20 protein-coding genes are annotated in these 19,873 nt (G+C 48.1%); 10 read left to right on the top strand and 10 right to left on the bottom strand.

Going from position 1 to position 19,873, the window contains the following annotated elements; genetic code table 11:
* Positions 1-43 precede the first annotated feature (43 nt).
* A complete protein-coding gene (locus H7F15_RS00630; RefSeq protein WP_185195438.1) occupies positions 44-1,528 on the top strand; it encodes a GH3 auxin-responsive promoter family protein in 1,485 nt (494 codons plus the stop codon).
* Positions 1,529-2,003: 475 nt separating this feature from the next.
* Here H7F15_RS00630 and H7F15_RS00625 read toward each other — a convergent pair whose 3' ends face one another.
* The 3 genes from H7F15_RS00625 to gltX all read right to left on the bottom strand — a co-directional run bounded on the left by H7F15_RS00625 (position 2,004) and on the right by gltX (position 4,921).
* Positions 2,004-2,771, bottom strand: coding sequence for a TIGR00266 family protein (locus H7F15_RS00625; RefSeq protein WP_185195013.1), 768 nt, complete (start codon positions 2,769-2,771; stop codon positions 2,004-2,006).
* Positions 2,772-2,883: 112 nt separating this feature from the next.
* Positions 2,884-3,237, bottom strand: a complete 354-nt coding sequence (locus H7F15_RS00620; protein ID WP_185195012.1) for a hypothetical protein — start codon at positions 3,235-3,237, stop codon at positions 2,884-2,886.
* A 139-nt stretch (positions 3,238-3,376) separates the two neighbouring features.
* Positions 3,377-4,921: a glutamate--tRNA ligase gene (gene gltX / locus H7F15_RS00615; RefSeq protein WP_185195011.1), complete on the bottom strand. Its 1,545-nt coding sequence runs from the start codon at positions 4,919-4,921 to the stop codon at positions 3,377-3,379.
* 176 nt (positions 4,922-5,097) lie between these two features.
* Here gltX and H7F15_RS00610 point away from each other — a divergent pair, with 176 nt between their 5' ends.
* Entirely contained in the window at positions 5,098-6,123 is a 1,026-nt protein-coding gene (locus H7F15_RS00610; protein WP_185195010.1) for a YihY/virulence factor BrkB family protein, read from the top strand.
* A gap of 478 nt (positions 6,124-6,601) precedes the next feature.
* On the opposite strand, the gene H7F15_RS00605 is transcribed toward H7F15_RS00610, so the two are convergent.
* Positions 6,602-6,982 carry a RidA family protein gene (locus tag H7F15_RS00605; protein WP_185195009.1) on the bottom strand — a complete coding sequence of 127 codons (381 nt, stop codon included), beginning with the start codon at positions 6,980-6,982 and terminating at the stop codon, positions 6,602-6,604.
* 47 nt (positions 6,983-7,029) lie between these two features.
* Here H7F15_RS00605 and H7F15_RS00600 point away from each other — a divergent pair, with 47 nt between their 5' ends.
* Positions 7,030-7,713 carry a 3-hydroxyacyl-CoA dehydrogenase family protein gene (locus H7F15_RS00600; RefSeq protein WP_185195008.1) on the top strand — a complete coding sequence of 228 codons (684 nt, stop codon included), beginning with the start codon at positions 7,030-7,032 and terminating at the stop codon, positions 7,711-7,713.
* A 264-nt stretch (positions 7,714-7,977) separates the two neighbouring features.
* Here H7F15_RS00600 and glmS read toward each other — a convergent pair whose 3' ends face one another.
* From glmS to H7F15_RS00585, 3 genes are all read right to left on the bottom strand, one after another.
* Positions 7,978-9,813: a glutamine--fructose-6-phosphate transaminase (isomerizing) gene (gene glmS, locus H7F15_RS00595; RefSeq protein WP_185195007.1), complete on the bottom strand. Its 1,836-nt coding sequence runs from the start codon at positions 9,811-9,813 to the stop codon at positions 7,978-7,980.
* Between the two features lie 87 nt (positions 9,814-9,900).
* On the bottom strand, positions 9,901-11,280 hold the full coding sequence (locus H7F15_RS00590; protein WP_185195006.1) for a DUF4270 family protein: 1,380 nt from the start codon (positions 11,278-11,280) through the stop codon (positions 9,901-9,903).
* Complete coding sequence (locus tag H7F15_RS00585; protein ID WP_185195005.1) at positions 11,264-12,073, bottom strand: glycogen/starch synthase; 810 nt, start codon at positions 12,071-12,073, stop codon at positions 11,264-11,266. Before H7F15_RS00585 ends, H7F15_RS00590 begins: the two co-directional genes overlap by 17 nt.
* A 134-nt stretch (positions 12,074-12,207) precedes the next feature.
* Between H7F15_RS00585 and panC the strand changes: the two genes are divergently transcribed.
* From panC to H7F15_RS00550, 7 genes are all read left to right on the top strand, one after another.
* The gene (gene panC / locus H7F15_RS00580) at positions 12,208-13,059 is read left to right on the top strand and encodes a pantoate--beta-alanine ligase (protein WP_185195004.1); all 852 of its coding nucleotides are present in this window, start codon (positions 12,208-12,210) and stop codon (positions 13,057-13,059) included.
* 94 nt (positions 13,060-13,153) lie between these two features.
* Positions 13,154-13,501, top strand: coding sequence for an aspartate 1-decarboxylase (panD, locus tag H7F15_RS00575; RefSeq protein ID WP_162428040.1), 348 nt, complete (start codon positions 13,154-13,156; stop codon positions 13,499-13,501).
* Positions 13,502-13,513: 12 nt separating this feature from the next.
* Positions 13,514-14,551 (top strand): lysylphosphatidylglycerol synthase transmembrane domain-containing protein, encoded by a 1,038-nt coding sequence (locus tag H7F15_RS00570; protein WP_185195003.1) that lies wholly within the window; start codon positions 13,514-13,516, stop codon positions 14,549-14,551.
* Entirely contained in the window at positions 14,535-15,026 is a 492-nt protein-coding gene (rfaE2, locus tag H7F15_RS00565; protein WP_185195002.1) for a D-glycero-beta-D-manno-heptose 1-phosphate adenylyltransferase, read from the top strand. Before H7F15_RS00570 ends, rfaE2 begins: the two co-directional genes overlap by 17 nt.
* A 12-nt stretch (positions 15,027-15,038) precedes the next feature.
* The gene (locus H7F15_RS00560; protein ID WP_185195001.1) at positions 15,039-15,713 is read left to right on the top strand and encodes a zinc metallopeptidase; all 675 of its coding nucleotides are present in this window, start codon (positions 15,039-15,041) and stop codon (positions 15,711-15,713) included.
* Positions 15,714-15,926: 213 nt separating this feature from the next.
* Positions 15,927-17,066: an acyl-CoA dehydrogenase gene (locus H7F15_RS00555; RefSeq protein WP_185195000.1), complete on the top strand. Its 1,140-nt coding sequence runs from the start codon at positions 15,927-15,929 to the stop codon at positions 17,064-17,066.
* A gap of 159 nt (positions 17,067-17,225) precedes the next feature.
* The gene (locus H7F15_RS00550) at positions 17,226-18,149 is read left to right on the top strand and encodes a helix-turn-helix domain-containing protein (RefSeq protein WP_185194999.1); all 924 of its coding nucleotides are present in this window, start codon (positions 17,226-17,228) and stop codon (positions 18,147-18,149) included.
* Here H7F15_RS00550 and H7F15_RS00545 read toward each other — a convergent pair.
* Genes H7F15_RS00545 through H7F15_RS00535 form a run of 3 tightly spaced genes read right to left on the bottom strand, consistent with a single transcriptional unit; the run spans position 18,132 to position 19,868 of the window.
* On the bottom strand, positions 18,132-18,899 hold the full coding sequence (locus H7F15_RS00545) for a geranylgeranylglyceryl/heptaprenylglyceryl phosphate synthase (protein WP_185194998.1): 768 nt from the start codon (positions 18,897-18,899) through the stop codon (positions 18,132-18,134). The two genes, H7F15_RS00550 and H7F15_RS00545, sit on opposite strands and share 18 nt — an antisense overlap.
* Positions 18,889-19,491 (bottom strand): hypothetical protein, encoded by a 603-nt coding sequence (locus tag H7F15_RS00540; protein ID WP_185194997.1) that lies wholly within the window; start codon positions 19,489-19,491, stop codon positions 18,889-18,891. The genes H7F15_RS00545 and H7F15_RS00540 overlap by 11 nt, the downstream gene beginning before the upstream one ends.
* A complete protein-coding gene (locus H7F15_RS00535) occupies positions 19,488-19,868 on the bottom strand; it encodes a phage holin family protein (RefSeq protein WP_255481011.1) in 381 nt (126 codons plus the stop codon). Before H7F15_RS00535 ends, H7F15_RS00540 begins: the two co-directional genes overlap by 4 nt.
* Positions 19,869-19,873 lie beyond the last annotated feature (5 nt).

The raw sequence follows: 19,873 nt of genomic DNA, 5'->3' as shown, positions 1-19,873 counted from the left end.
AACTGAATTTGTGGAAATAATAAACTCTATAGTTACCTGGGTGATGAAGAAGCGGATACATGATATTGATCTGTTTCGGAAGTACCCGCATGAGGTGCAGCAGGAGCTGTTTCAGAACCTGATTACAAAAGCAAAGGGCACAGAATGGGGCAAAATGTACGGCTACAGCGATAAACTGAGCGTGCGTGAGTTTCAGGAACGTGTACCGGTCAGCACGTACGAGGAACTATACCCATACATAGAGCGCGTTATTAAAGGCGAACAGAACCTGCTGTGGCCCGGTAAAATAGAGTGGTTCGCCAAATCGTCGGGCACTACCAATGCCCGCAGCAAGTATATCCCGGTCAGCACCGAAAGCCTGGAAGATTGCCACTACAAAGGCGGCAAGGACATGCTCTCTATCTACGTGAACCTGTTCCCGGAAACCAAGCTTTTTACCGGCAAAGGCCTGAGCATAGGCGGCAGCCACCGGCCAAGCGAGCTAAATGCCAAGGTATCGTGCGGCGACGTGTCGGCGGTGATTATGCAGAACCTGCCGATCTGGGCGGAAGCTATGCGTACGCCACCGCTTAAAGTTGCCCTGATGGACAAGTGGGACGAGAAAATAGAGAAAATGGTGGAGCTGACGGTGCAGGAAAATGTGACCAGCCTGAGCGGCGTGCCCACCTGGACTTACGTGCTCCTGAAGCGCATTCTGGAAGTGACCGGCAAGAGCAACATCCTGGAAGTATGGCCGAATATGGAGCTCTTTACCCACGGGGCTGTGGCGTTCGGGCCTTACCGCCAGTTGTTCCGCGAGATCATACCTTCTGATAAAATGAACTACCTGGAGGTGTACAACGCGTCGGAAGGATTTTTCGGGATACAGGACCAGGCAGGCACCGAAGACGAAATGCTGCTGATGCTGGACTATGGCGTGTACTACGAATTTATACCCATGGACCAGTTTGACGAGGAAAACCCCAAAACACTGACACTGGACCAGGTAGAGTTAGGCAAGAACTATGCTATCGTTATCTCTACAAACGCCGGCCTGTGGCGCTATAAGATCGGGGATACCATTCGTTTTACAAACCTGAGCCCGTACCGCATAAAAATATCAGGCCGCACCAAGCACTTTATAAATGCTTTTGGCGAGGAAGTGATAGTAGAGAATGCTGAGGCTGCCATTACCAGGGCCTGCGAAGTAACAGGAGCAATTATCTCTAACTTTACAGCTGCACCAGTTTACATGGAGAGCGGCAAACGTGGCGGGCACGAATGGATAATAGAGTTCGAAAAAGAACCTGACAACCTGAAGCAGTTCACGTATCTGCTGGATGAAACGCTGCGCGAAGTAAACTCAGATTACGATGCCAAGCGCCAGAACGACATTGCACTGCAGGAACCAATTGTGCACGCTGCCCCGAAAGGTACGTTTATGAACTGGCTCCGCGATAAAGGCAAACTGGGTGGCCAGAACAAAGTGCCGCGCCTGAGCAACTCCCGCGAGTTCCTGGAAGAGATGTTGCAGTATATTGCTGTCTGAACCGGTGATTAAAGGGATGAAGCAGATTTAACATGATTTGTAGAGACACAATACGTTGTGTCTCTTTTGTTTAGAGCAGGATACTAAAATTCAGTTTCTGCCGCAAGTTTAGCGGAGCGTAACTTGTGGCTGTGTTTGGTTGTAAGTTTTCAACTTACTTTCTGCGCGAGCAGAAAAATTTACGTTAGCAGGTTTATAGTTTGAAGATGCCATTACTAAGATATAAACTATAGTTCTATAGTTGCAGCTATAGTGTTTCCTGCTTTTGCAAAGCAAGGCCAGTTACAAACTGGCCGCCATACACAGCCACAAGTTACGCTCCGCTAAACTTGCGGCATAAAACAGCATAAAAAGAAATCCCCGGCAAGTACAGACCTGCCGGGGATTTTTATTGTTAAAGCCAAACTATAAACTATAGTTATAGCCCATTCCTAATTTATAATTTCTAATTCATAATTGGGAGCGAAGCGACCTTCTACTCCAGGAAGCTGCTCAGAATGCTGCCTTCTTTTTTAGCGTTCTCGCCGTGTGGCATCAGTGCCTGGATCAGTTTCTTAACCGGCATAGACTGCAACCACACGCGGCCTGTGCCACGCAACGTAGCCAAAAACAAACCTTCGCCACCGAAGATCATCGACTTCAGGCCGCCGGCACGTTGCACACTGAAATCAATACCTTCTTCAAACGCTACCACGCAACCGGTGTCTACGCGCAGGGTTTCGTTGTTCAGTTGCTTCTCAACTATAGTTCCGCCGGCATGTATAAAGGCCATGCCATCGCCCTGCATGCGCTGTAGTATAAAGCCTTCGCCACCAAAAAAGCCTGCGCCTAATCGTTGGTTAAAGTGTATGCTCAGTTTAGTGCCCAGTGCTGCAGCCAGAAATGCATCTTTCTGCGTAATCAGGCTGTTGTTGCGCATGTTGCGCAGGTCAACCGGAAGGATGGTGCCCGGGTAAGGAGCCGAGAAAGCAACGCGGCTTTTGCCGTGGCCCATGTGCGTAAAGTGCGTCATAAACAACGACTCGCCGGTAATAAGGCGGCTGCCTGCCGAAACCAGCTTGCCGAAAAAGCCCTGGCTGGGATTGGAACCGTCGCCCATTTTAGCCTGGAACTCAATGCCCTCTTCCATATACACCATAGCGCCAGCTTCAGCAATTACCGTCTCCTGCGGGTCCAGCTCTATCTCCAGCACCTGTATGTCGTTACCAAAGATCTTGTAGTCAATTTCGTGAGAATTTCTCATAGTATAGATTCAGGTTAGTTATAGAGAGCAATATAGGGAATTAGCCGAAAAGTTGAAGGCAACTATAGCTCTAACCTGCAGCTATAGTTGGTAAAAGGCACCGAATTTATAGTTAGTCTTCTTCGTCGTCCTCTTCCGTATCCTTCTTTTTCTTAAGCTTTGGCAGGTCTTCCTCGTCATCCGACACGGAGCTGGTGCCGCGCACAAAATCCTCTTCCGTTTCTTCTACTTCTTCACCTTCCTCAATGTGATACTCTTCCTCTTCTTCGCGCTTGGCTTTTTCGGCAGCGTCGCGCTTCATCAGTTTCTTATCGTCCACATTCTTGTTCAGGAACTCGTTGATCTTATCAATGCTATAGTTTGAGATGATCTCGCCGTGCTCGTTTACCTTTATTTCAAAGCCTTCCAGGTCCTTGTGCACTTTCGATTTCTTTTTACTCTTATCGGGTTTCTTATTTCTGGCCATGTTTTTTTCATTTAAACTCCCTGATGTATAAGTATAAAAAGCCAAATAGTTGCGATAAGGCACTTTAGCTATAGTTTGGCACAATAAAAAAGGCTGACCCTTTTGCAGGATCAGCCTTATAGTTTAAAGCTATAGTTGCTTAGGCAGCAGTAACGTACTGGCTCAGTTTGGCAATAGCTGTTTCGACGCGGGTTATAGTCTCGTCGCGTCCGATGATCTCAATGATCTGCATCAGGTCAGGGCCGGCTTCGGCGCCGGTTACAGCAAGACGGAGTGCCTGCATTACCTGTCCGATCTTCATGCCGTGGCGCTCCAGTATCGTTACCAGCAGGTCTTTTACCGAATCAGCATTGAAGTCGGCTATAGTTGGCAGCTCATTCTTAAACTCTTCAAATACCGCCACCGACTGCGCATTCCACTTTTTAGAGGCTACTTTCTCGTTAAACTCTGTAGGCGCTACAAAGAAATAAGCGGCTTCTTTCCAGAATTCCTGCGGAAAGCTAACGCGCTCTTTCATCAGGCCTGCTACCTTCTCTGCCTTCTCCGGGGTGCAAGAGATATTGTGTTCTTCCAGGGCCTGCAATAAGTAAACTGCCAGTTCGCTGTCCGGCTTGGCTCTTAAATACTGCTCGTTAAACCAGCGGGCTTTCTGAATATCGAAGCGGGTACCGGATTTACCGATACGCTCAACTGTAAACTCGTTTGCCAGTTCTTCCATCGAGAAGATCTCCTGCTGCGTGCCCGGGTTCCAGCCCAGGAATGCCAGGAAATTGATGAAAGCTTCAGGCAGGTAACCACTTTCGCGGTAACCAGACGAAACCTCGTTTGTAAACGGATCTACCCAACGCAGCGGGAATACCGGGAAACCTAACTTATCACCATCGCGCTTGCTAAGCTTACCATTGCCATCTGGCTTCAGCAGCAGTGGCAGGTGCGCAAACTCCGGCATGGTATCTTCCCAGCCCAGGTAGCGGTACAGCAATACGTGCAGCGGCGCAGATGGCAACCACTCTTCCCCACGAATCACGTGCGTGATCTTCATCAGGTGGTCATCCACAATATTAGCCAGGTGGTAGGTCGGCATGCCATCCGACTTCATCAATACTTTATCATCTATAGAAGAAGAGTGCACCATTACCCAACCACGGATCAGGTCTTTCAGGCGGATTTCTTCTTTACGCGGCACTTTTAAACGGATCACATACGGTGCGCCAGACTCCAGAAGCTTCTTTACTTCATCTTCGGGCATGGTAAGCGAGTTGCGCATCGTGGCGCGGGTAATGGCATTATACTGTGGCGTGGCTACTTTGGCAGCTTTCAGGCGCTCACGCATAGCCTCCAGTTCTTCGGCTGTATCAAAAGCATAATACGCATGGCCATCGTTTACCAGCTGCAGGGCATACTGCATGTACATTGGCTTTCGCTCCGACTGGCGGTAAGGCGCATACGGGCCACCGTTCCATGGGCTTTCATCCAGCTCAATGCCGCACCACTCCAGCGACTGACGGATGTAATCTTCAGCACCCGGTACAAAACGGTTCTGGTCTGTATCCTCGATGCGCAATATCATTTTGCCGCCTGTTTTACGGGCCAGCAGGTAGTTGTAAAGGGCCGTGCGAACACCGCCTATATGTAGCGCCCCGGTCGGGCTTGGTGCAAAGCGTACTCTTACTTCTCTTTCCATGTATGGTCGTCGTCTTGTAATCTTCTAATTCGGGCGCAATTTACAAAATAAACTATGGAATAGTAAGCGAAAAAGGCTGGTTTGCCTGCAGGCTATTCTTTAATAGGAGTAGGGCAAGTACAAACAATATCAGGCGTTTGCGTATCTGCTTAGTATGCAGTTTAAAAGCTACCCGCATGGTACGTAAGCGGCTACACATGGTTTGGTGCCTGCTCCAGGAAACATGGTTAGAGTTCCTGGACAATAACTCATTTCAGAAGGGCGCCGCACTGGCCTACTATACCATTTTCGCGTTGCCGCCCATGCTCATTATCATCATCAGTGCCAGCAGTTATTTTCTGTCAGAGCAGGCCGTGTCCGGCGAGATCTACTATAGAATTAAGGAGCTTATTGGTTCGGAAGGTGCTTATGCGGTGCAGAAGATGGTGGAGAACGTGAATGCTTTCAGTAACCTGAACCTGGCAGCTATAGTTGGCGGGACAGCACTGTTTATTGCCGCAACCGGCCTTTTTGTATCGCTGCAGGACTCGCTGAACGAAATATGGTTTGTTAAACCCAAGCCCAAACGGGGTTACATTAAACTGGTGCTCGACCGTTTCCTGTCGTTTGGGATGATCCTGGCCATTGCCATTATCCTGCTGCTCTCGTTGCTGGCCAACACGGTACTGGTTATAGTCGGCGATTTTCTGACGGCACGGTTATCAGGTTGGGTGGTATACATCTTGCATCTGGCAAATTTCATGTCCAGCCTCGTGATGATGACCTTCCTGTTTGGCTGTATCTATAAGTTTCTGCCGGATGCCAAAATCAAATGGCGCGATGTGTGGGTAGGAGCTGTGGTGACAGCGGTGCTTTTTTCCGTTTTCAGGGGAATTATCGGGTTTTACCTGGGCAAAAACGATGTGGCCTCGGTGTACGGCGCGGCGGGCTCTGTGGTCATTATACTGACGTGGGTGTTCTTTACCTCCCAGATCATCTTTTTCGGAGCGGTTTTTACGTTTGTGTATTCCCGCAAATACGGCCATAACATTTACCCGGCCACCTATGCCGTGCGCGTTATCAGGCAGGAAATAGAAGTCGGCAACTCGGCGGTAAACGCAGAACCCGGTAAACATGCCCAGGAAGTGTACGGCGAAGAAACTATAGCTACACCACCATCCGGAGAAGATGAAAGCGAAGCCGTGCAGGGAGCGAATATTTGATAGTTAGAAAGTTGGGAAGTTAGAAAGTTTGGGAGTTTAAATGGGAGCTTACCTGAACTATAAAACTATAGTTTAACTATAGCAATAACCGAAATTCCCCTCTTGAGAGGGGTTGGGGTGTGTTTGCTAACTATAGAACTATAGCTGTTCTAACTATATTAGTAGTAGAAAGTCCCCCTTTGAAGGGGGCAGGGGGATGACAAACGCCAACTATAAAACTATAGCCAGCACTAGCGGAATTGCCTGTCCCGCCGGGCCAGTAGAGTTACAAACTCAACCCTATAGTTAGGCACGGGCTACAAACCCGCGCCAACGATAATGAAGCAACTATAGAACTATAATTTGAACTATAGCAAAGGCCGAAATCCTGAAAATCTTATAATGCTGTAGATCTTGATTCAGACAAAAAGGACAAAAAACGCAGAAGCTTATTCCTTTGTCTTTTGTCCTTTGCCAGAAAAATCTTGGTTCAGAAGTTTTATTTTACTGCGATGCAAGATATCTCTACGGTTACATCTTTTGGAAGGCGGCTTACTTCCACGGTTTCGCGGGCTGGTGGGTTGCTGGTAAAGTAGCTGCCATACGTTTCGTTTATTTTGCCGAAGTTGTTCAGGTCTTTTACAAAAATGCTGCACTTTACTACGTTGTTGAAATCCATGCCCGCCTCGTTAAGAATGTACTGCAGGTTTTTCATGACCATGTGCGTTTCTTCTTCGATGGTGCCCGTTACCAGTTCGCCCGTTTGCTGGTTCAGCGGAATTTGTCCGGAAACATAAAGTACGCCGTTGGCCATAGTTGCCTGGCTGTAAGGCCCGATCGGGGCTGGTGCATTCTGTGCGTTAACGATAGTATGTGCCATTCTGAATTAAGTTAAATGTTTATCTTTACCATCAAAAATACAGATTTATGCGCATACTTGTTTTGGCCGGCCCCGAAATGGCCCATGAGTTCAGGCAAAAGTTTCCGGAATCGAACAACGGTGTACGTTACACGTTCCTGCAAAGCCACAATATCATCGACGAGCAGTTAGAGCCATCCGATGTGGTATTTGACTTTTTGCTGCACGAACAGCCGGAGCGCCTGAGCCTGTATGCCCGCGAACAAGTTGTTTTCTGTAATACTGCTACGGTGCAGCTGGCTGCCCTTGTCAAAGCATCAGGGGTAGAGAAACCCTGCACACTGATCGGCTTTAACGGACTGCCATCGCTTTTTAACCGCCCGGTGCTGGAAGTAAGCCTGTACAACAAGCGCTCCGAGTCGGCGCTGATAGAAGTGTGTAACGAGCTGGGGGCTGAGTTTCTGGTAGTGGAAGACCGTGCCGGACTGGTTACGCCCCGCATTATCTGTATGATCATTAACGAGGCCTGCTATACTTTGCAGGAGCAAACAGCAACTATAGAAGACATAGACCTGGGCATGAAACTGGGCACCAACTACCCGAAAGGTCCGTTTGAGTGGGCGAACCTGATCGGGATAGAGAATGTTTACAACGTACTGCAGGCCGTGTACAACGACACCAAAGAAGAACGCTACAAAGTATGTCCGCTATTGAAGACCAAGTTCCTGCGTGGCGAAAAGTTTGAACTATAAGTTTTAGGTAATCGCCCTCGCTCGCGTCCCGCGAGTGTGAGCAACAGGTGGCGTCCCGCCACGTTAGCCCCAACACATATTAATCTATAGTTTAGTAGCAAACCTGATTTATAGCGGCCAGAGTCCGCAGGTAGCTCACACCCGCGGGACGCGAGCGAGGACAGAAATAAAGTTAAACGAAACTATAGCTGCAACTATAAACTATTGCTGATAAAAAAAGGAGACCTGTGCGGGTCTCCTTTTCTGTTTTATAATAACTATAGATTACTCTACTGTTACAGATTTTGCAAGGTTACGAGGCTGGTCTACGTTACAGCCGCGCATTACCGCTACGTGGTAAGACAGTAACTGCAGTGGTACCACCGATAACAATGGCATCAGGTGCTCGCTCGTTTCCGGAATCTCTATCACGTGGTCAGCCATGGCTGGTATAGTGGTATCGCCTTCCGTTACGATCGCGATTACTTTGCCTTTGCGGGCTTTCACTTCCTGCACATTCGATACGATCTTCTCATAAGAGCTGTCCTTGGTGGCAATTACCACGACCGGCATGTGCTCATCTATCAGAGCGATCGGTCCGTGCTTCATTTCGGCAGCCGGGTAACCTTCTGCGTGTATGTAAGATATCTCTTTGAGTTTAAGCGCGCCTTCCAGGGCAACTGGGAAGTTATAACCACGGCCCAAGTACAGGAAGTTAGTAGCGTCTTTATAGATCGCAGAGATCTCCTGTATCTGTGCATCCAGCTTCAGGGTTTGCTCTACCTTCGCCGGTATCTGCTCCAGTTCAGCAATCAGCTGGTGTAGTTTGGATGTTTCGATGGTTCCGCGCTTGCTGCCGATGATCATGGCAATAAGTGTAAGCACCGTAACCTGCGCAGTAAAGGCTTTGGTGGAGGCCACCCCAATTTCAGGACCTGCGTGTGTATAAGCGCCGGCATCGGTAGCACGGGCAATAGACGAACCCACCACGTTACAGATACCGAAAATAGTAGCACCTTTTGATTTTGCCAGTTCTATCGCGGCCAGTGTATCGGCTGTCTCACCAGACTGCGAAATAGCGATCACGATGTCGTTCTCGTTCACGATCGGGTTGCGGTAACGGAACTCCGAAGCATATTCTACTTCAACCGGAATGCGTGCCAGGTCTTCGATCAGGTACTCAGCCACAAGGCCGGCATGCCACGAGGTACCGCAGGCAACTATCAGAATACGGTTAGCATTTACAAACTTGTTCTCGTACTCACGCACACCGCCCATCATCAGGTGGTTGTTTTCAGCGATCATACGGCCGCGCATGCTGTCCAGGATAGAGCGTGGCTGCTCATAGATCTCTTTCAGCATAAAGTGTTCGTAGCCACCTTTCTCAATCGACTCCAGGGCAAGCTCCAGGCGCTGAATATAAGGTGTCTGCTGCACGTCTTCTTTTGTACGGATGTCTAACACGCCATCTTTCACCACCGCAATTTCGTGGTCGTTCAGGTAGATCACATCGTTGGTATACTCAATGATCGGTGTAGCGTCTGATGCAAAGAAATATTCGCCTTCGCCAACACCAACTACCAGCGGGCTACCTTTACGGGCAGCTACCAGGTGGTTCGGGTCGTCTTTAGACAGCACAACTATAGCATAGGCTCCAACTACTTCGTGCAGGGCTAAGCGTACAGCCTCTACTAAGGTGCAGTTGGTTGTGCTGCGGATATCCTCTATCAGGTTAATGAAAACTTCAGAATCGGTATCGGACTGGAAGGTATGGCCTTTCTCTATCAACAGTGTTTTAAGAGAGGCATAGTTCTCGATGATGCCGTTGTGGATAATGGCAATTTTGCCCGAAGAAGAATAGTGCGGGTGTGCATTTACATCGTTCGGTTCGCCGTGGGTAGCCCAACGCGTATGGCCCATACCAATGTTGCCGTGTACATTTTTGTCAGCTATGAATGTTTCCAGCTCACTTACCTTCCCCTTTTTCTTATAAACATTCAGGTTGCCATTCATCAGGGCAATACCTGCGCTGTCATATCCTCTGTATTCCAGGCGCTTCAGGCCTTTAATAATGATCGGGCAAGCTTCTCTGTGCCCTACATATGCTACAATTCCGCACATAAGTCTGTTGTGTAAATACTATAATCGATACCCACAAAAAATAGGTACCCGCAAAGGTACCTGTTAAAAAGTATTTTATGATATAATTTAATCCAGTTTTGTGAAGTAAACGCGCAGTTTCATGCCACGCTCAGCTGTGTTGCTCAGGATAGCTCTGTAAGGGATGATCTCCTTGCTTGCCATGGTAGTACCTGCCGAACTGGTAGAAGAGAACCTGGCGGGCCCTACAAGGATGCTGGCGTTTGGTTTCTGGCCAAGCAGCACGGCCTGTATATAAGCTGTAATGTTGGCTGAGTACTCGTTCTTTTTACTGTTATAGGTCAGTTCTGCCGGGTAACCATTCGAGTTGATGGCATAGGTCAGGTCCTTTGGTACCGTAATTGCCTCGCCGCCGCTGGTTTCCTTAATGCGGTTGCCATTGGCAATATACATGGCCAGTTTAGAAGGCGGTTTTATTGTTACCTCTGTTCCGTTTTTAACAGGCAGTACCAGTTCGGCGCGATTTATCACAATGTTGCCGTGCTCTTCCTTTAATTCTTCAAGGAACGGAATGGTCAGTTTTGTTAAAAGTGCCGTGCTCGACTGCAGATACGTTTCTCCGCCAACCTGTTCAGCCGGAAGCAATTCTCCTTTTTGCAGGTTAGCCAGCGCCGTACCGCTTCTGTTGGCAGTTATGCGCGAAAAGTCTCTGGCGCCCATACCCGAGAATAAGAAAGTATGCGATTTACGGGTGGTGTCGGTGCCATTCTTATAGTAAAGCACCATTTTGGTATTGCTACCCAGGTTCAGGCCTATCATCACGCGCGGCGATTCCTCTGTCGGAACTATAGCCAGGCCTTTCAGGTACTGCACAAAATTAGGCTGCGTTTTAAGCGGCGTTTTGCCCGACTGGTTCAGCAACTCCTGCCCGAAAGCACGCTCCAGGTGAATGGTTGGTACTCTGTAGAACTGTTTTTCCTGTTTGGTTACACTATCTTTTTCCGTTATCAGTTCCGGCTTAAAGGTTGTATCGCCCAGTATTTCGCTCTCGTAAGGCAACGACGAATTGGTGAAGTAAGACGCCTTTTCGTTAAAGCCCTGCGACAGGCGGTGAATGTTGAAAGACAGCTCATGGCCCGCCGCGCCATAGATCACATCGTAATCCAGGGTAAGCGTTACAGAATCCAGCACAGGGTTTTCGCCAAAGTTCAGGTCAGTCCCGGACAGAGAAAGCTCTGTAAAAACGGTAGCCTTTACATTACCCAGCGTCGCATCCTGATAACCTCCCAGCACAGCACGGCTCTGGTTAAAAGCTAAAATGGAGTCTGGTTGCAGTACGGTTCCGGCTTCTATGGCCAGCTCAGTATATTGTGTTCCGATCAGGTTCTCATCCTGCAGGTCTAAACCTATGTCTGATGGATCTTCGCAGGATGCAAGTGCGGCAAGTGAAAAGAAGAAAAGGGTAAATCTTCTAACGGCTGAGTTCATTATACAGGTTATAGTATGAATCTAAAAGGGTGTCGTCGGCGCTAACAGTGCTGATGTTCTTGGCTGTGAAGTCGCTGAACAGAGCGTTAATGTTGTCGCTGAAGTCTTCGTTCGTTTTGATCACTGAATCGGCATACTCCATTCCTATCTTCAGGAAGCTGTCGATGTCGGCAGATTTCAGGTGAGCCAGCATGCTGTCGTCAATGTCCAGCATTTTTACTTTCTCGGCCAGGTCGCCGTCAAATTTATGGGTATAGTTGTGGTTATACACCGTAAACATCGACTTCGAATCTTTAAAGATAGGGTCTTTTTTGTAAGTTGTTTTCAGGTACATTGGTATCAGGCCGGTCATCCAGTCGTTGCAATGCACAATGTCCGGGGCCCAGCCCAGTTTCTTCACGGTTTCCAGCACGCCCTTGCAGAAGAAGATGGCACGCTCGTCATTGTCCTGATGAAACTTGTTGTTTTTGTCAACAAAAACGGACTTTCTGTGAAAATAGTCTTCGTTGTCAATAAAATATACCTGTAATTTGGCATTCGGGATAGAAGCCACCTTGATTACCAGCGGTTTCTCGTCGTCGCCAACAGCAATATTAATTCCGGAAAGGCGTACAACCTCATGCAAACGGTTCTTGCGCTCGTTTATAATACCGAACCGAGGCACAAAAATACGGATCTCCATACCTCTTTCCTGCATAGCCTGTGGCAACGTATTCAGAAACTCTGCTACTTTTGTGGTCTGAAGGAAGGGAAGGATCTCGGTGGCGGCGTAAAGGATTCGCAATTTAGACATGAGTTTGTAATTAAAAATTAATAAGCAACAGTATTGGGACGTGCAAAATTAGTATTTTTTATTCTGATTTTCAATTTTATCTGCTGTGACTTACTTTTGCCGGCTTTTAAAGTTCCTACACTGAAAACCAACATATGCAAGTAATTACGCAGGTAAGCGAGCTCCGGCAAACAATGCAGGCGCTACGCTGCAGCGGCAAAAGCATAGGCTTTGTGCCAACTATGGGTGCCCTGCACGAAGGCCACCTGCAACTGCTGCGCGCATCGGTAAAAGATAACGACATTACGGTGTGCAGCATTTTTGTAAACCCGACGCAGTTTAACAACCCCGACGACTACAAACTATACCCACGCACTTTAGAGGCCGATATAGAATTGCTGCAAACCACTGGCTGTGATTTTATCTTCTCCCCGAGTCCGGAAGCTATATATCCACAACACACTATGTTGCAGTTTAGTTTCGGAAAGCTGGAGCAGGTAATGGAAGGCGCCATGCGCCCGGGACACTTTAACGGTGTAGCAACTATAGTTGGCAAATTCTTTAACATGGTGCAGCCGCATAAAGCCTATTTCGGGCAGAAGGACCTGCAGCAGGTAGCTATAGTTCGGCAGCTTATAGTTGGGCTTGGTTTTGATATTGAACTGGTGTGCTACCCAACTGTGCGCGAAGCCGACGGACTGGCCATGTCATCGCGTAACAAACGCCTGAATGCGGAGCAGCGCCAAACAGCAGTTAGTTTGCACGAGGCGCTGGAACTGGCAAAAGCTCAGCTTAAAACACAGCCGGTAGCAACTATAAAAACAGCCGTGGCCGATTACCTTAACAACAAGCCGGAAGTGGAGCTGGAGTATTTTGAAATTGCCGACCCGCTGAACCTGCAACCCGTAGAAACTATAGCCGAAGGCGAGGTTGCCTTGTGTATTGCCGCTTTTGTAGGACCTGTCCGATTGATCGATAACCTGGTAGTGAATCTTACAGAAGTATAAATTGTTTGAATAAAGGCAGTAGGGGCAGGGACTATAGTTTTATAGTATGTCTGCTGCCAATTGCCTAACTTTGCGCTTTATTTAGTTACAAACCATGTATATTGAGGTTTTAAAATCCAAGATTCACCGTTGTAAGGTAACCCAGGCCGAACTGCATTATGTAGGCAGCATCACCATTGATGAGGACCTGATGGATGCCGCCAATGTGGTGGAGAATGAAAAAGTCACCATCGTAAACATCAACAACGGCGAGCGCTTCGAGACCTATGTAATTAAAGGGGAGCGCGGAACCGGAACCGTTTGCTTAAATGGCCCTGCCGCGCGCAAAGTGCAGGTAGGCGATATCGTTATCGTAATTTCTTACTGCAGCATTCCGTTTGCGGATGCGAAAGCCCATAAACCTACCTTAGTTTTCCCGGATCAGCATAACCGCCTGGTTTAAGCAAGCCACTGCATGAAAAAGCTGCTCTCTTTTCTCAAGTATGGTTTACTGCTTGGTGTATCTGCATTTCTGATGTGGTACGCCTTAAAAGAACTTGACTTTGAGAAACTATGGGCAGAGCTGAAGAATGCCAACTATGGCTGGGTGCTGCTGTCGCTGGTGATGGGCGTAGCGGCTTACCTGAGTCGGGCGTACCGCTGGCAGATGCAGATAAAACCAACGGGCTATAAACCTTCTCTGGTAAATACTTATAATGCCATGATGGTGGGCTATGTGGCCAACCTGGTGTTGCCGCGTGTAGGCGAACTGGTACGTTGCACCATGCTGCACCGCTCCGATGGCCTGCCGGTAAACAAAGGCTTTGGTACCGTTATAGCCGAGCGCTTTGTGGATATGCTGCTGCTACTGCTGGTGATAGCTGTTGCCTTTCTTTCGGAATTCAACCAGATAAAAGACTTTTTCTGGGGCCTGCTTCATGATAAGTACAGCAACCTGGAGCAAACTGTACGCTCGCTTTACTGGGTGGCGGCCGCTATGCTGGCTGTAACTATAGTTCTGTTCCTTGTCGGCCTGAAGTATCTGAACAAGCTGCGCAACAATGCTTTTTTCCAGAAAGCTGTGCAATTTGTGAAAGGCATGTTACAGGGCATTTTCAGTATCACCAAACTGGATAACCAGGCCGCTTTCTGGGGACATACTTTTTTTGTGTGGCTCATGTACTACGGAACCAGTTTGGTCGTTTTTTACGCGCTGCCGGGTACAAGTAACTTAGGTTATGGTGCTGCACTCTCGGTATTGGTGGTGGGCAGCCTGGGCATGGCAGCACCGGTGCAGGGCGGCATTGGTGTATATCATTTACTGGTACAGGCCACGTTATTACTTTACGGGGTGCCTAAAGAGGCCGGAATGGCTTACGCGCTGCTGGCGCATACTTCTCAAACGCTTTTGGTTGTTTTAATGGGAGTGCTTAGTTTTATAGCAGGTATGTCGCGCAAGCCAACTATGGCGGCAACCCCTGAAACTATAGCAGACCATGAACTCAACCGATAAGATCTTTACCTTACCACAACTTTTAGAGCAACTACAGCTATGGCGCAGCCAGGGCCAGAAGATCGTTTTCACGAACGGCTGCTTTGATCTGCTGCACCTGGGCCACGTGGATTACCTGGAAAAAGCACGACAACTTGGCGATAAACTGGTGCTTGGCCTGAATACAGACCGCTCAATCAGCAGTATAAAAGGTCCGAACCGGCCGCTTCAGGACGAAATGTCACGCGCGCGGGTTATGGCATCGCTTTTGTTTGTAGATGCCGTAGTGTTGTTTGACGACGATACCCCGCTGGAACTGATAAAAGCCATACAACCGGATATACTTGTAAAGGGTGACGATTATGCCGTAGCGCAGATTGTAGGTCACGAAGAAGTACTAAAGGCCGGTGGCGAAGTGAAAACAGTTCCGCTGGTTACCGGTTATTCCACTACAAACATCGTAAATAAGATAGAGAATCAATTAAAACAAAAATAGACTAAACGAACCATGATCTGGATTATAATGATTGCCATGATGCTTGCAAGCTGGCTTGTAAGTTGGCGATTAAAAAGCAAGTTTAAAGAATACTCACAGATACCTCTGAGCTCCGGCATAAGCGGACGTGAGGCGGCCGAACAAATGCTGGCCGATAACGGCATTACCGACGTACGGGTAATTTCGGTAGCCGGAAGACTGACAGACCACTACAACCCGACCGATAAAACAGTAAACCTGAGCGAGTATGTGTATGATGCCCGCAGCGCAGCAGCCGTAGCAGTAGCAGCGCACGAGTGCGGCCACGCCGTGCAGCACGCCAAAGCCTATAGTTTCCTGAAGTTCCGTTCGGCCATGGTGCCTGCCTTAAGTATTGCCTCGCGCTACATGCAGTGGATCCTGCTGATCGGTATCCTGATGCTGCAGTCTACACCAATTCCGCTGGCAATAGGGGTGGCCCTGTTTGCCCTGACGACGCTGTTCAGCTTTGTGACACTGCCGGTAGAGTTCGATGCCAGTAAGCGCGCGCTTGCCTGGATCAGCTCAAACGGAATTGTAACACAGCGCGAATACGGCATGGCAAAAGATGCACTTAAATGGGCTGCCATGACCTACGTAGTGGCTGCGCTTGGTTCGCTGGCCACGCTATTATACTATGCGTCTCTGCTGATGGGCCGCCGCGACTAATGAACTATAGTTTATAAATATACAAAGCGCCACCTGCACTTCGGTACGGGTGGCGTTTCTGTTTGTAGGTTATTAGCTGTAGTTTGTAGTTGCTGGCCGGTAACAGGTACAGATATAAACATTTATTGGCATTCATGTTAAAATTATATTGCTGTATTTTATAGTTTTGCACCCGAATAATTATCGTTTTACCTTATTTGAAATATACATTATATGAACTTTCAGTTAACAGAAGAACACCTGGCAGTGCAGGAAGCTGCCCGCGAGTTTGCTCAGACAGAACTTTTACCGGGCGTAATTGAGCGCGATGAGCACCAGAAATTCCCGGCAGAGCAGATCAAGAAGATGGGCGAGCTGGGCTTCCTGGGTATGATGGTGGACCCGAAATACGGCGGTGGCGGTATGGATACCATCTCCTATGTACTGGCCATGGAAGAGATCTCTAAAGTAGATGCATCGGCTTCTGTTGTAATGTCGGTAAATAACTCGCTGGTTTGCTGGGGCCTTGAGAAATACGGCACCGAAGAGCAAAAGCAGAAATACCTGACCCGCCTGGCAACCGGTGAGATCATTGGTGCCTTCTGTTTATCGGAGCCGGAAGCTGGTTCTGATGCCACTTCACAAAGAACAACTGCTGAAGACAAAGGCGATTACTACCTGCTGAACGGTACCAAAAACTGGATCACAAACGGTAGCACAGCATCTGTATACTTAGTTATTGCACAGACAGATGTAGCCAAAGGCCACCGTGGTATTAACGCACTTATTGTAGAGCGTGGCATGGAAGGTTTTGAGATCGGCCCGAAAGAAAACAAGCTGGGTATCCGTGGCTCTGACACGCACTCGCTGATGTTTACCGACGTGAAAGTTCCGAAAGAGAACCGCATCGGCGAAGATGGCTTCGGCTTTAAGTTTGCCATGTCTACCCTGGCGGGTGGCCGTATCGGTATTGCGTCGCAGGCATTGGGTATCGCTTCAGGTGCTTATGAGCTGGCAGTTAAGTATTCTAAAGAGCGTAAGGCATTTGGCGTAGAGATCGCCAAGCACCAGGCTATCCAGTTTAAGCTGGCGGATATGGCTACTAACATTGAGGCGGCGCGTCTGCTTTGTCTGCAGGCAGCCTACGACAAAGACACACATGCTGACTATGGTAAGTCCGGCGCAATGGCGAAGCTTTTTGCATCAAAAGTGGCGATGGATACAACTATAGAAGCGGTACAGGTGCACGGCGGTTACGGTTTCGTGAAAGAGTACCATGTGGAGCGTTTGATGCGCGATGCAAAAATCACACAGATATACGAAGGCACATCTGAAATACAAAAAATAGTAATTTCAAGAGAACTGCTGAAATAATTTCAGTTGTAAAAATGTGTTTCTGTGCTGCTTAGGCTATTTATAGGTTTTTCTGAATTAAAATTTATTTTAAAAATTAATTTGAATTTTATAAAGATTAGTCTTAGCTTTAAGCCATAATTAACGGGTTTATAGTATAAAAAGTTAGTTGGTTACACAATGGAAGATTACAATAAAATTATTGAATCGCTTGGGGTGCGGTTCATTAAGGCTAAAAATCTGGTGTTGCAACAGCCGTTTACGGTACGCAACTACTACGATGTTGGCAACAACCTGATACTGCTCCATAAGGGGAGTATAATATTCGGCGACGAGGAGCAACAGGTAGAAGAGGGGGAACTGCTGTTTATTCCGGGTGGTCGTAGCACGCGTGTAAGATATGGTGCCAGCGAAGGCAAGGTGATCTCTAACGATGACCTGATCACGAATAAAGAGAAATTCTTTAAAAATAACAGCGATCTTGACCTGATCGGCGATGCGGAAGAAAGCCACAGCTTTGTGAGCTTCGAAGCAAAAGTGTTCGATTCAGTAAACTTCTTTGCATCTCTGGATGTGCCTGCGTTCCTGATCTCAGGAAACAACAAACTGGCCAACCTGGTGATCAAAGTAGTGGAAGAGAGCATGCAGGACCTGCCAGGTAAAGAGCGCCTGATCAATATCTACACCGAGAACATTGTAGTAGAGGTGGTACGTCATATCCTTCGCAACAGAATGTTTGTGGAGCAGCTGGCAACCAACAGCACCTACTTCAAAGACCCACGCCTGATAGACCTGTTCAACTACATCAAGGAGAACTTAGGTGGCGATCTTTCGAACAAAGTGCTTTCTAACGTTGCGAACGTATCCGAGGATTATGTAGGGCAGTACTTCAAAATGCTGACCGGTATTAACCCACAGGATTACATCGAGTACCAGCGTATGGAGCGTGCGGTGTTCCTGCTTAGAACTACCAAGAAGAGCATCCGTGAAATTGGTAAAGAAGTTGGTTACAAAGATACGGCTTACTTCTGCCGCAGATTTAAGATGATGTTCGGTATTCCTGCCGGTAAGATGCGTCGCCGCGAATCAGCGATGAACATCTAAGGCAAGATTATAAGAATTAACTACAGAGGAAACCTCGGCCAGAAAGCCGGGGTTTTTTTCTATGTGGTTACCTACTACAATTACATCGGCACCGGCATCCAGCGCAGTTTTCGCTTTAGCTGGTGTGTTAATGCCACCGCCAACTATAACCGGCACTTCTACCGCTTCGCACACGGCTGTTATCATCTCCGCACTCACTGGTTTAGCCGCGCCGCTGCCGCCATCCAAATACATGTACTTTAGCCCGAGTAACTCACCGGCCATAGCCGTGCAGCTGGCTATAGTTGGCTTGTCGTAAGGGATGGGTGTAGTACCGCTCATATAAGAAGCTGTGGTCTGGCGGCCACAATCTACCAGCATATAACCGGTAGGGTACACCTGCAGGTCGCTGGCTTTAAGTATGGGAGCGGAGAGTACGTGCTGGCCGATCAGGAAATCGGGGTTGCGGCCCGAAATTAAAGAAAGCAACAGGATGCCATCGGCTTGTTTATCGATGTGCATGCTGTTGCTCGGGAAAAGTATAACCGGTATGCGGCTATGCTGTTTTATAAGCTGAATAATAGTTGCCTGGTTCTCGGTGGTAACCAGGCTGCCACCTACAAAAAAGAAATCAACGTGGCTGGCTTCGCTAAGCTGCAGCAGGTTCAGGCAACTGGCTTCATCCAGGTTGTCAGGGTCCAGTAAAACGGCAAAATGCTTGCGGCCTGTGCGTTTGGTTTGCTGCGTTTGGCGAAGAGTGTTAAATGGCATGCTTTTCTGTAGCGCTTTTTACAACGGGGTCTGCTTCGGTTGCCGGAACAGCCTTTGCTGCAATATCGTTATTTTCAGGTTCAGAATGCATGCGTTCTGCTGCCTTTTTAGTTACATATGCCATCAGCAGCGCAACACCCTCTAATGCCATGGTGCGGGCGTAAGGCGAGCTCATAAAACGCTGCACCAGACCAGGCCCGGTTTTTTTTTGCTTCTTCTGCTTTTTGGCCTTCTCTTTGGCGGCCGTTACCGCCATAGGTTCTTCGGCATTATAGTCCGTTACTACGTGGTGTGCCACCGGGTCGTAATCGGGTATCGGGTGCGAAACAGGTATGGTGCCGGTAGCGGCTTTCGTGCCTTTTTTAGCCTTGGCTACCTTTTGGGCTTTTTTTTTATCGCTGCTGGTAAACATGCGTCTTAGCAGCAAACCGGCCAGCACTACGCCGCCGGCTATGGCTACCTTTTTGCCTATTTCCTGGCTCTGACTTTTTATGTGTTCTACATCGCCCAGCAAGGCATTCTTATATTCTTCTTTCTGGCGCTCCAGAAATTCCCGCTGGTTATCGAACAAAGGATTGTTAACGTCGCTCATATAGATTTTTCTCTTTTATCGGTCTTGTAAATTGTGTTGTCGAAAGTTTTGTCGGCCATGCCCTGGAACATCTTTTTATCTAAGCCAATTACCAGTATTACCAGCAACACCACATAGAACAACGCAATGATGCCGAATCCCCAGAACGTACTGTCGAGGAGGTGATTAAGCAGCAGGCCCAGGAAGATGTTTACAAAGATGAGGCACATGAAGGCAACCAGACCAAGCAAAACGCCATGTACTATGCCTACAAAAGAAGACTTCAGCTTTTCCTGTACCTCTAATCGTATAATATCGATGCGGGTATCGATGTAACCCATCAGGTTCTCGATGATATTTGTATTTTTTTCCCGTGTGCCGTTATCTTCCATTGCCATAGTTT

Source organism: Pontibacter sp. Tf4 (assembly GCF_014212495.1).
GTDB lineage: Bacteria > Bacteroidota > Bacteroidia > Cytophagales > Hymenobacteraceae > Pontibacter.
This window is presented reverse-complemented; position numbering and strand designations above follow the sequence as displayed.

Bases quoted from the DNA above. Each gene is read 5' to 3' on its own strand.
- H7F15_RS00630 (WP_185195438.1), top strand. From the start codon at position 44: ATGAAGAAGCGGATACATGATATTGATCTGTTTCGGAAGTACCCGCAT.
- H7F15_RS00625 (WP_185195013.1), bottom strand. From the start codon at position 2,771: ATGAGAAATTCTCACGAAATTGACTACAAGATCTTTGGTAACGACATA.
- H7F15_RS00620 (WP_185195012.1), bottom strand. From the start codon at position 3,237: ATGGCCAGAAATAAGAAACCCGATAAGAGTAAAAAGAAATCGAAAGTG.
- gltX (WP_185195011.1), bottom strand. From the start codon at position 4,921: ATGGAAAGAGAAGTAAGAGTACGCTTTGCACCAAGCCCGACCGGGGCG.
- H7F15_RS00610 (WP_185195010.1), top strand. From the start codon at position 5,098: ATGGTACGTAAGCGGCTACACATGGTTTGGTGCCTGCTCCAGGAAACA.
- H7F15_RS00605 (WP_185195009.1), bottom strand. From the start codon at position 6,982: ATGGCACATACTATCGTTAACGCACAGAATGCACCAGCCCCGATCGGG.
- H7F15_RS00600 (WP_185195008.1), top strand. From the start codon at position 7,030: ATGCGCATACTTGTTTTGGCCGGCCCCGAAATGGCCCATGAGTTCAGG.
- glmS (WP_185195007.1), bottom strand. From the start codon at position 9,813: ATGTGCGGAATTGTAGCATATGTAGGGCACAGAGAAGCTTGCCCGATC.
- H7F15_RS00590 (WP_185195006.1), bottom strand. From the start codon at position 11,280: ATGAACTCAGCCGTTAGAAGATTTACCCTTTTCTTCTTTTCACTTGCC.
- H7F15_RS00585 (WP_185195005.1), bottom strand. From the start codon at position 12,073: ATGTCTAAATTGCGAATCCTTTACGCCGCCACCGAGATCCTTCCCTTC.
- panC (WP_185195004.1), top strand. From the start codon at position 12,208: ATGCAAGTAATTACGCAGGTAAGCGAGCTCCGGCAAACAATGCAGGCG.
- panD (WP_162428040.1), top strand. From the start codon at position 13,154: ATGTATATTGAGGTTTTAAAATCCAAGATTCACCGTTGTAAGGTAACC.
- H7F15_RS00570 (WP_185195003.1), top strand. From the start codon at position 13,514: ATGAAAAAGCTGCTCTCTTTTCTCAAGTATGGTTTACTGCTTGGTGTA.
- rfaE2 (WP_185195002.1), top strand. From the start codon at position 14,535: ATGAACTCAACCGATAAGATCTTTACCTTACCACAACTTTTAGAGCAA.
- H7F15_RS00560 (WP_185195001.1), top strand. From the start codon at position 15,039: ATGATCTGGATTATAATGATTGCCATGATGCTTGCAAGCTGGCTTGTA.
- H7F15_RS00555 (WP_185195000.1), top strand. From the start codon at position 15,927: ATGAACTTTCAGTTAACAGAAGAACACCTGGCAGTGCAGGAAGCTGCC.
- H7F15_RS00550 (WP_185194999.1), top strand. From the start codon at position 17,226: ATGGAAGATTACAATAAAATTATTGAATCGCTTGGGGTGCGGTTCATT.
- H7F15_RS00545 (WP_185194998.1), bottom strand. From the start codon at position 18,899: ATGCCATTTAACACTCTTCGCCAAACGCAGCAAACCAAACGCACAGGC.
- H7F15_RS00540 (WP_185194997.1), bottom strand. From the start codon at position 19,491: ATGAGCGACGTTAACAATCCTTTGTTCGATAACCAGCGGGAATTTCTG.
- H7F15_RS00535 (WP_255481011.1), bottom strand. From the start codon at position 19,868: ATGGCAATGGAAGATAACGGCACACGGGAAAAAAATACAAATATCATC.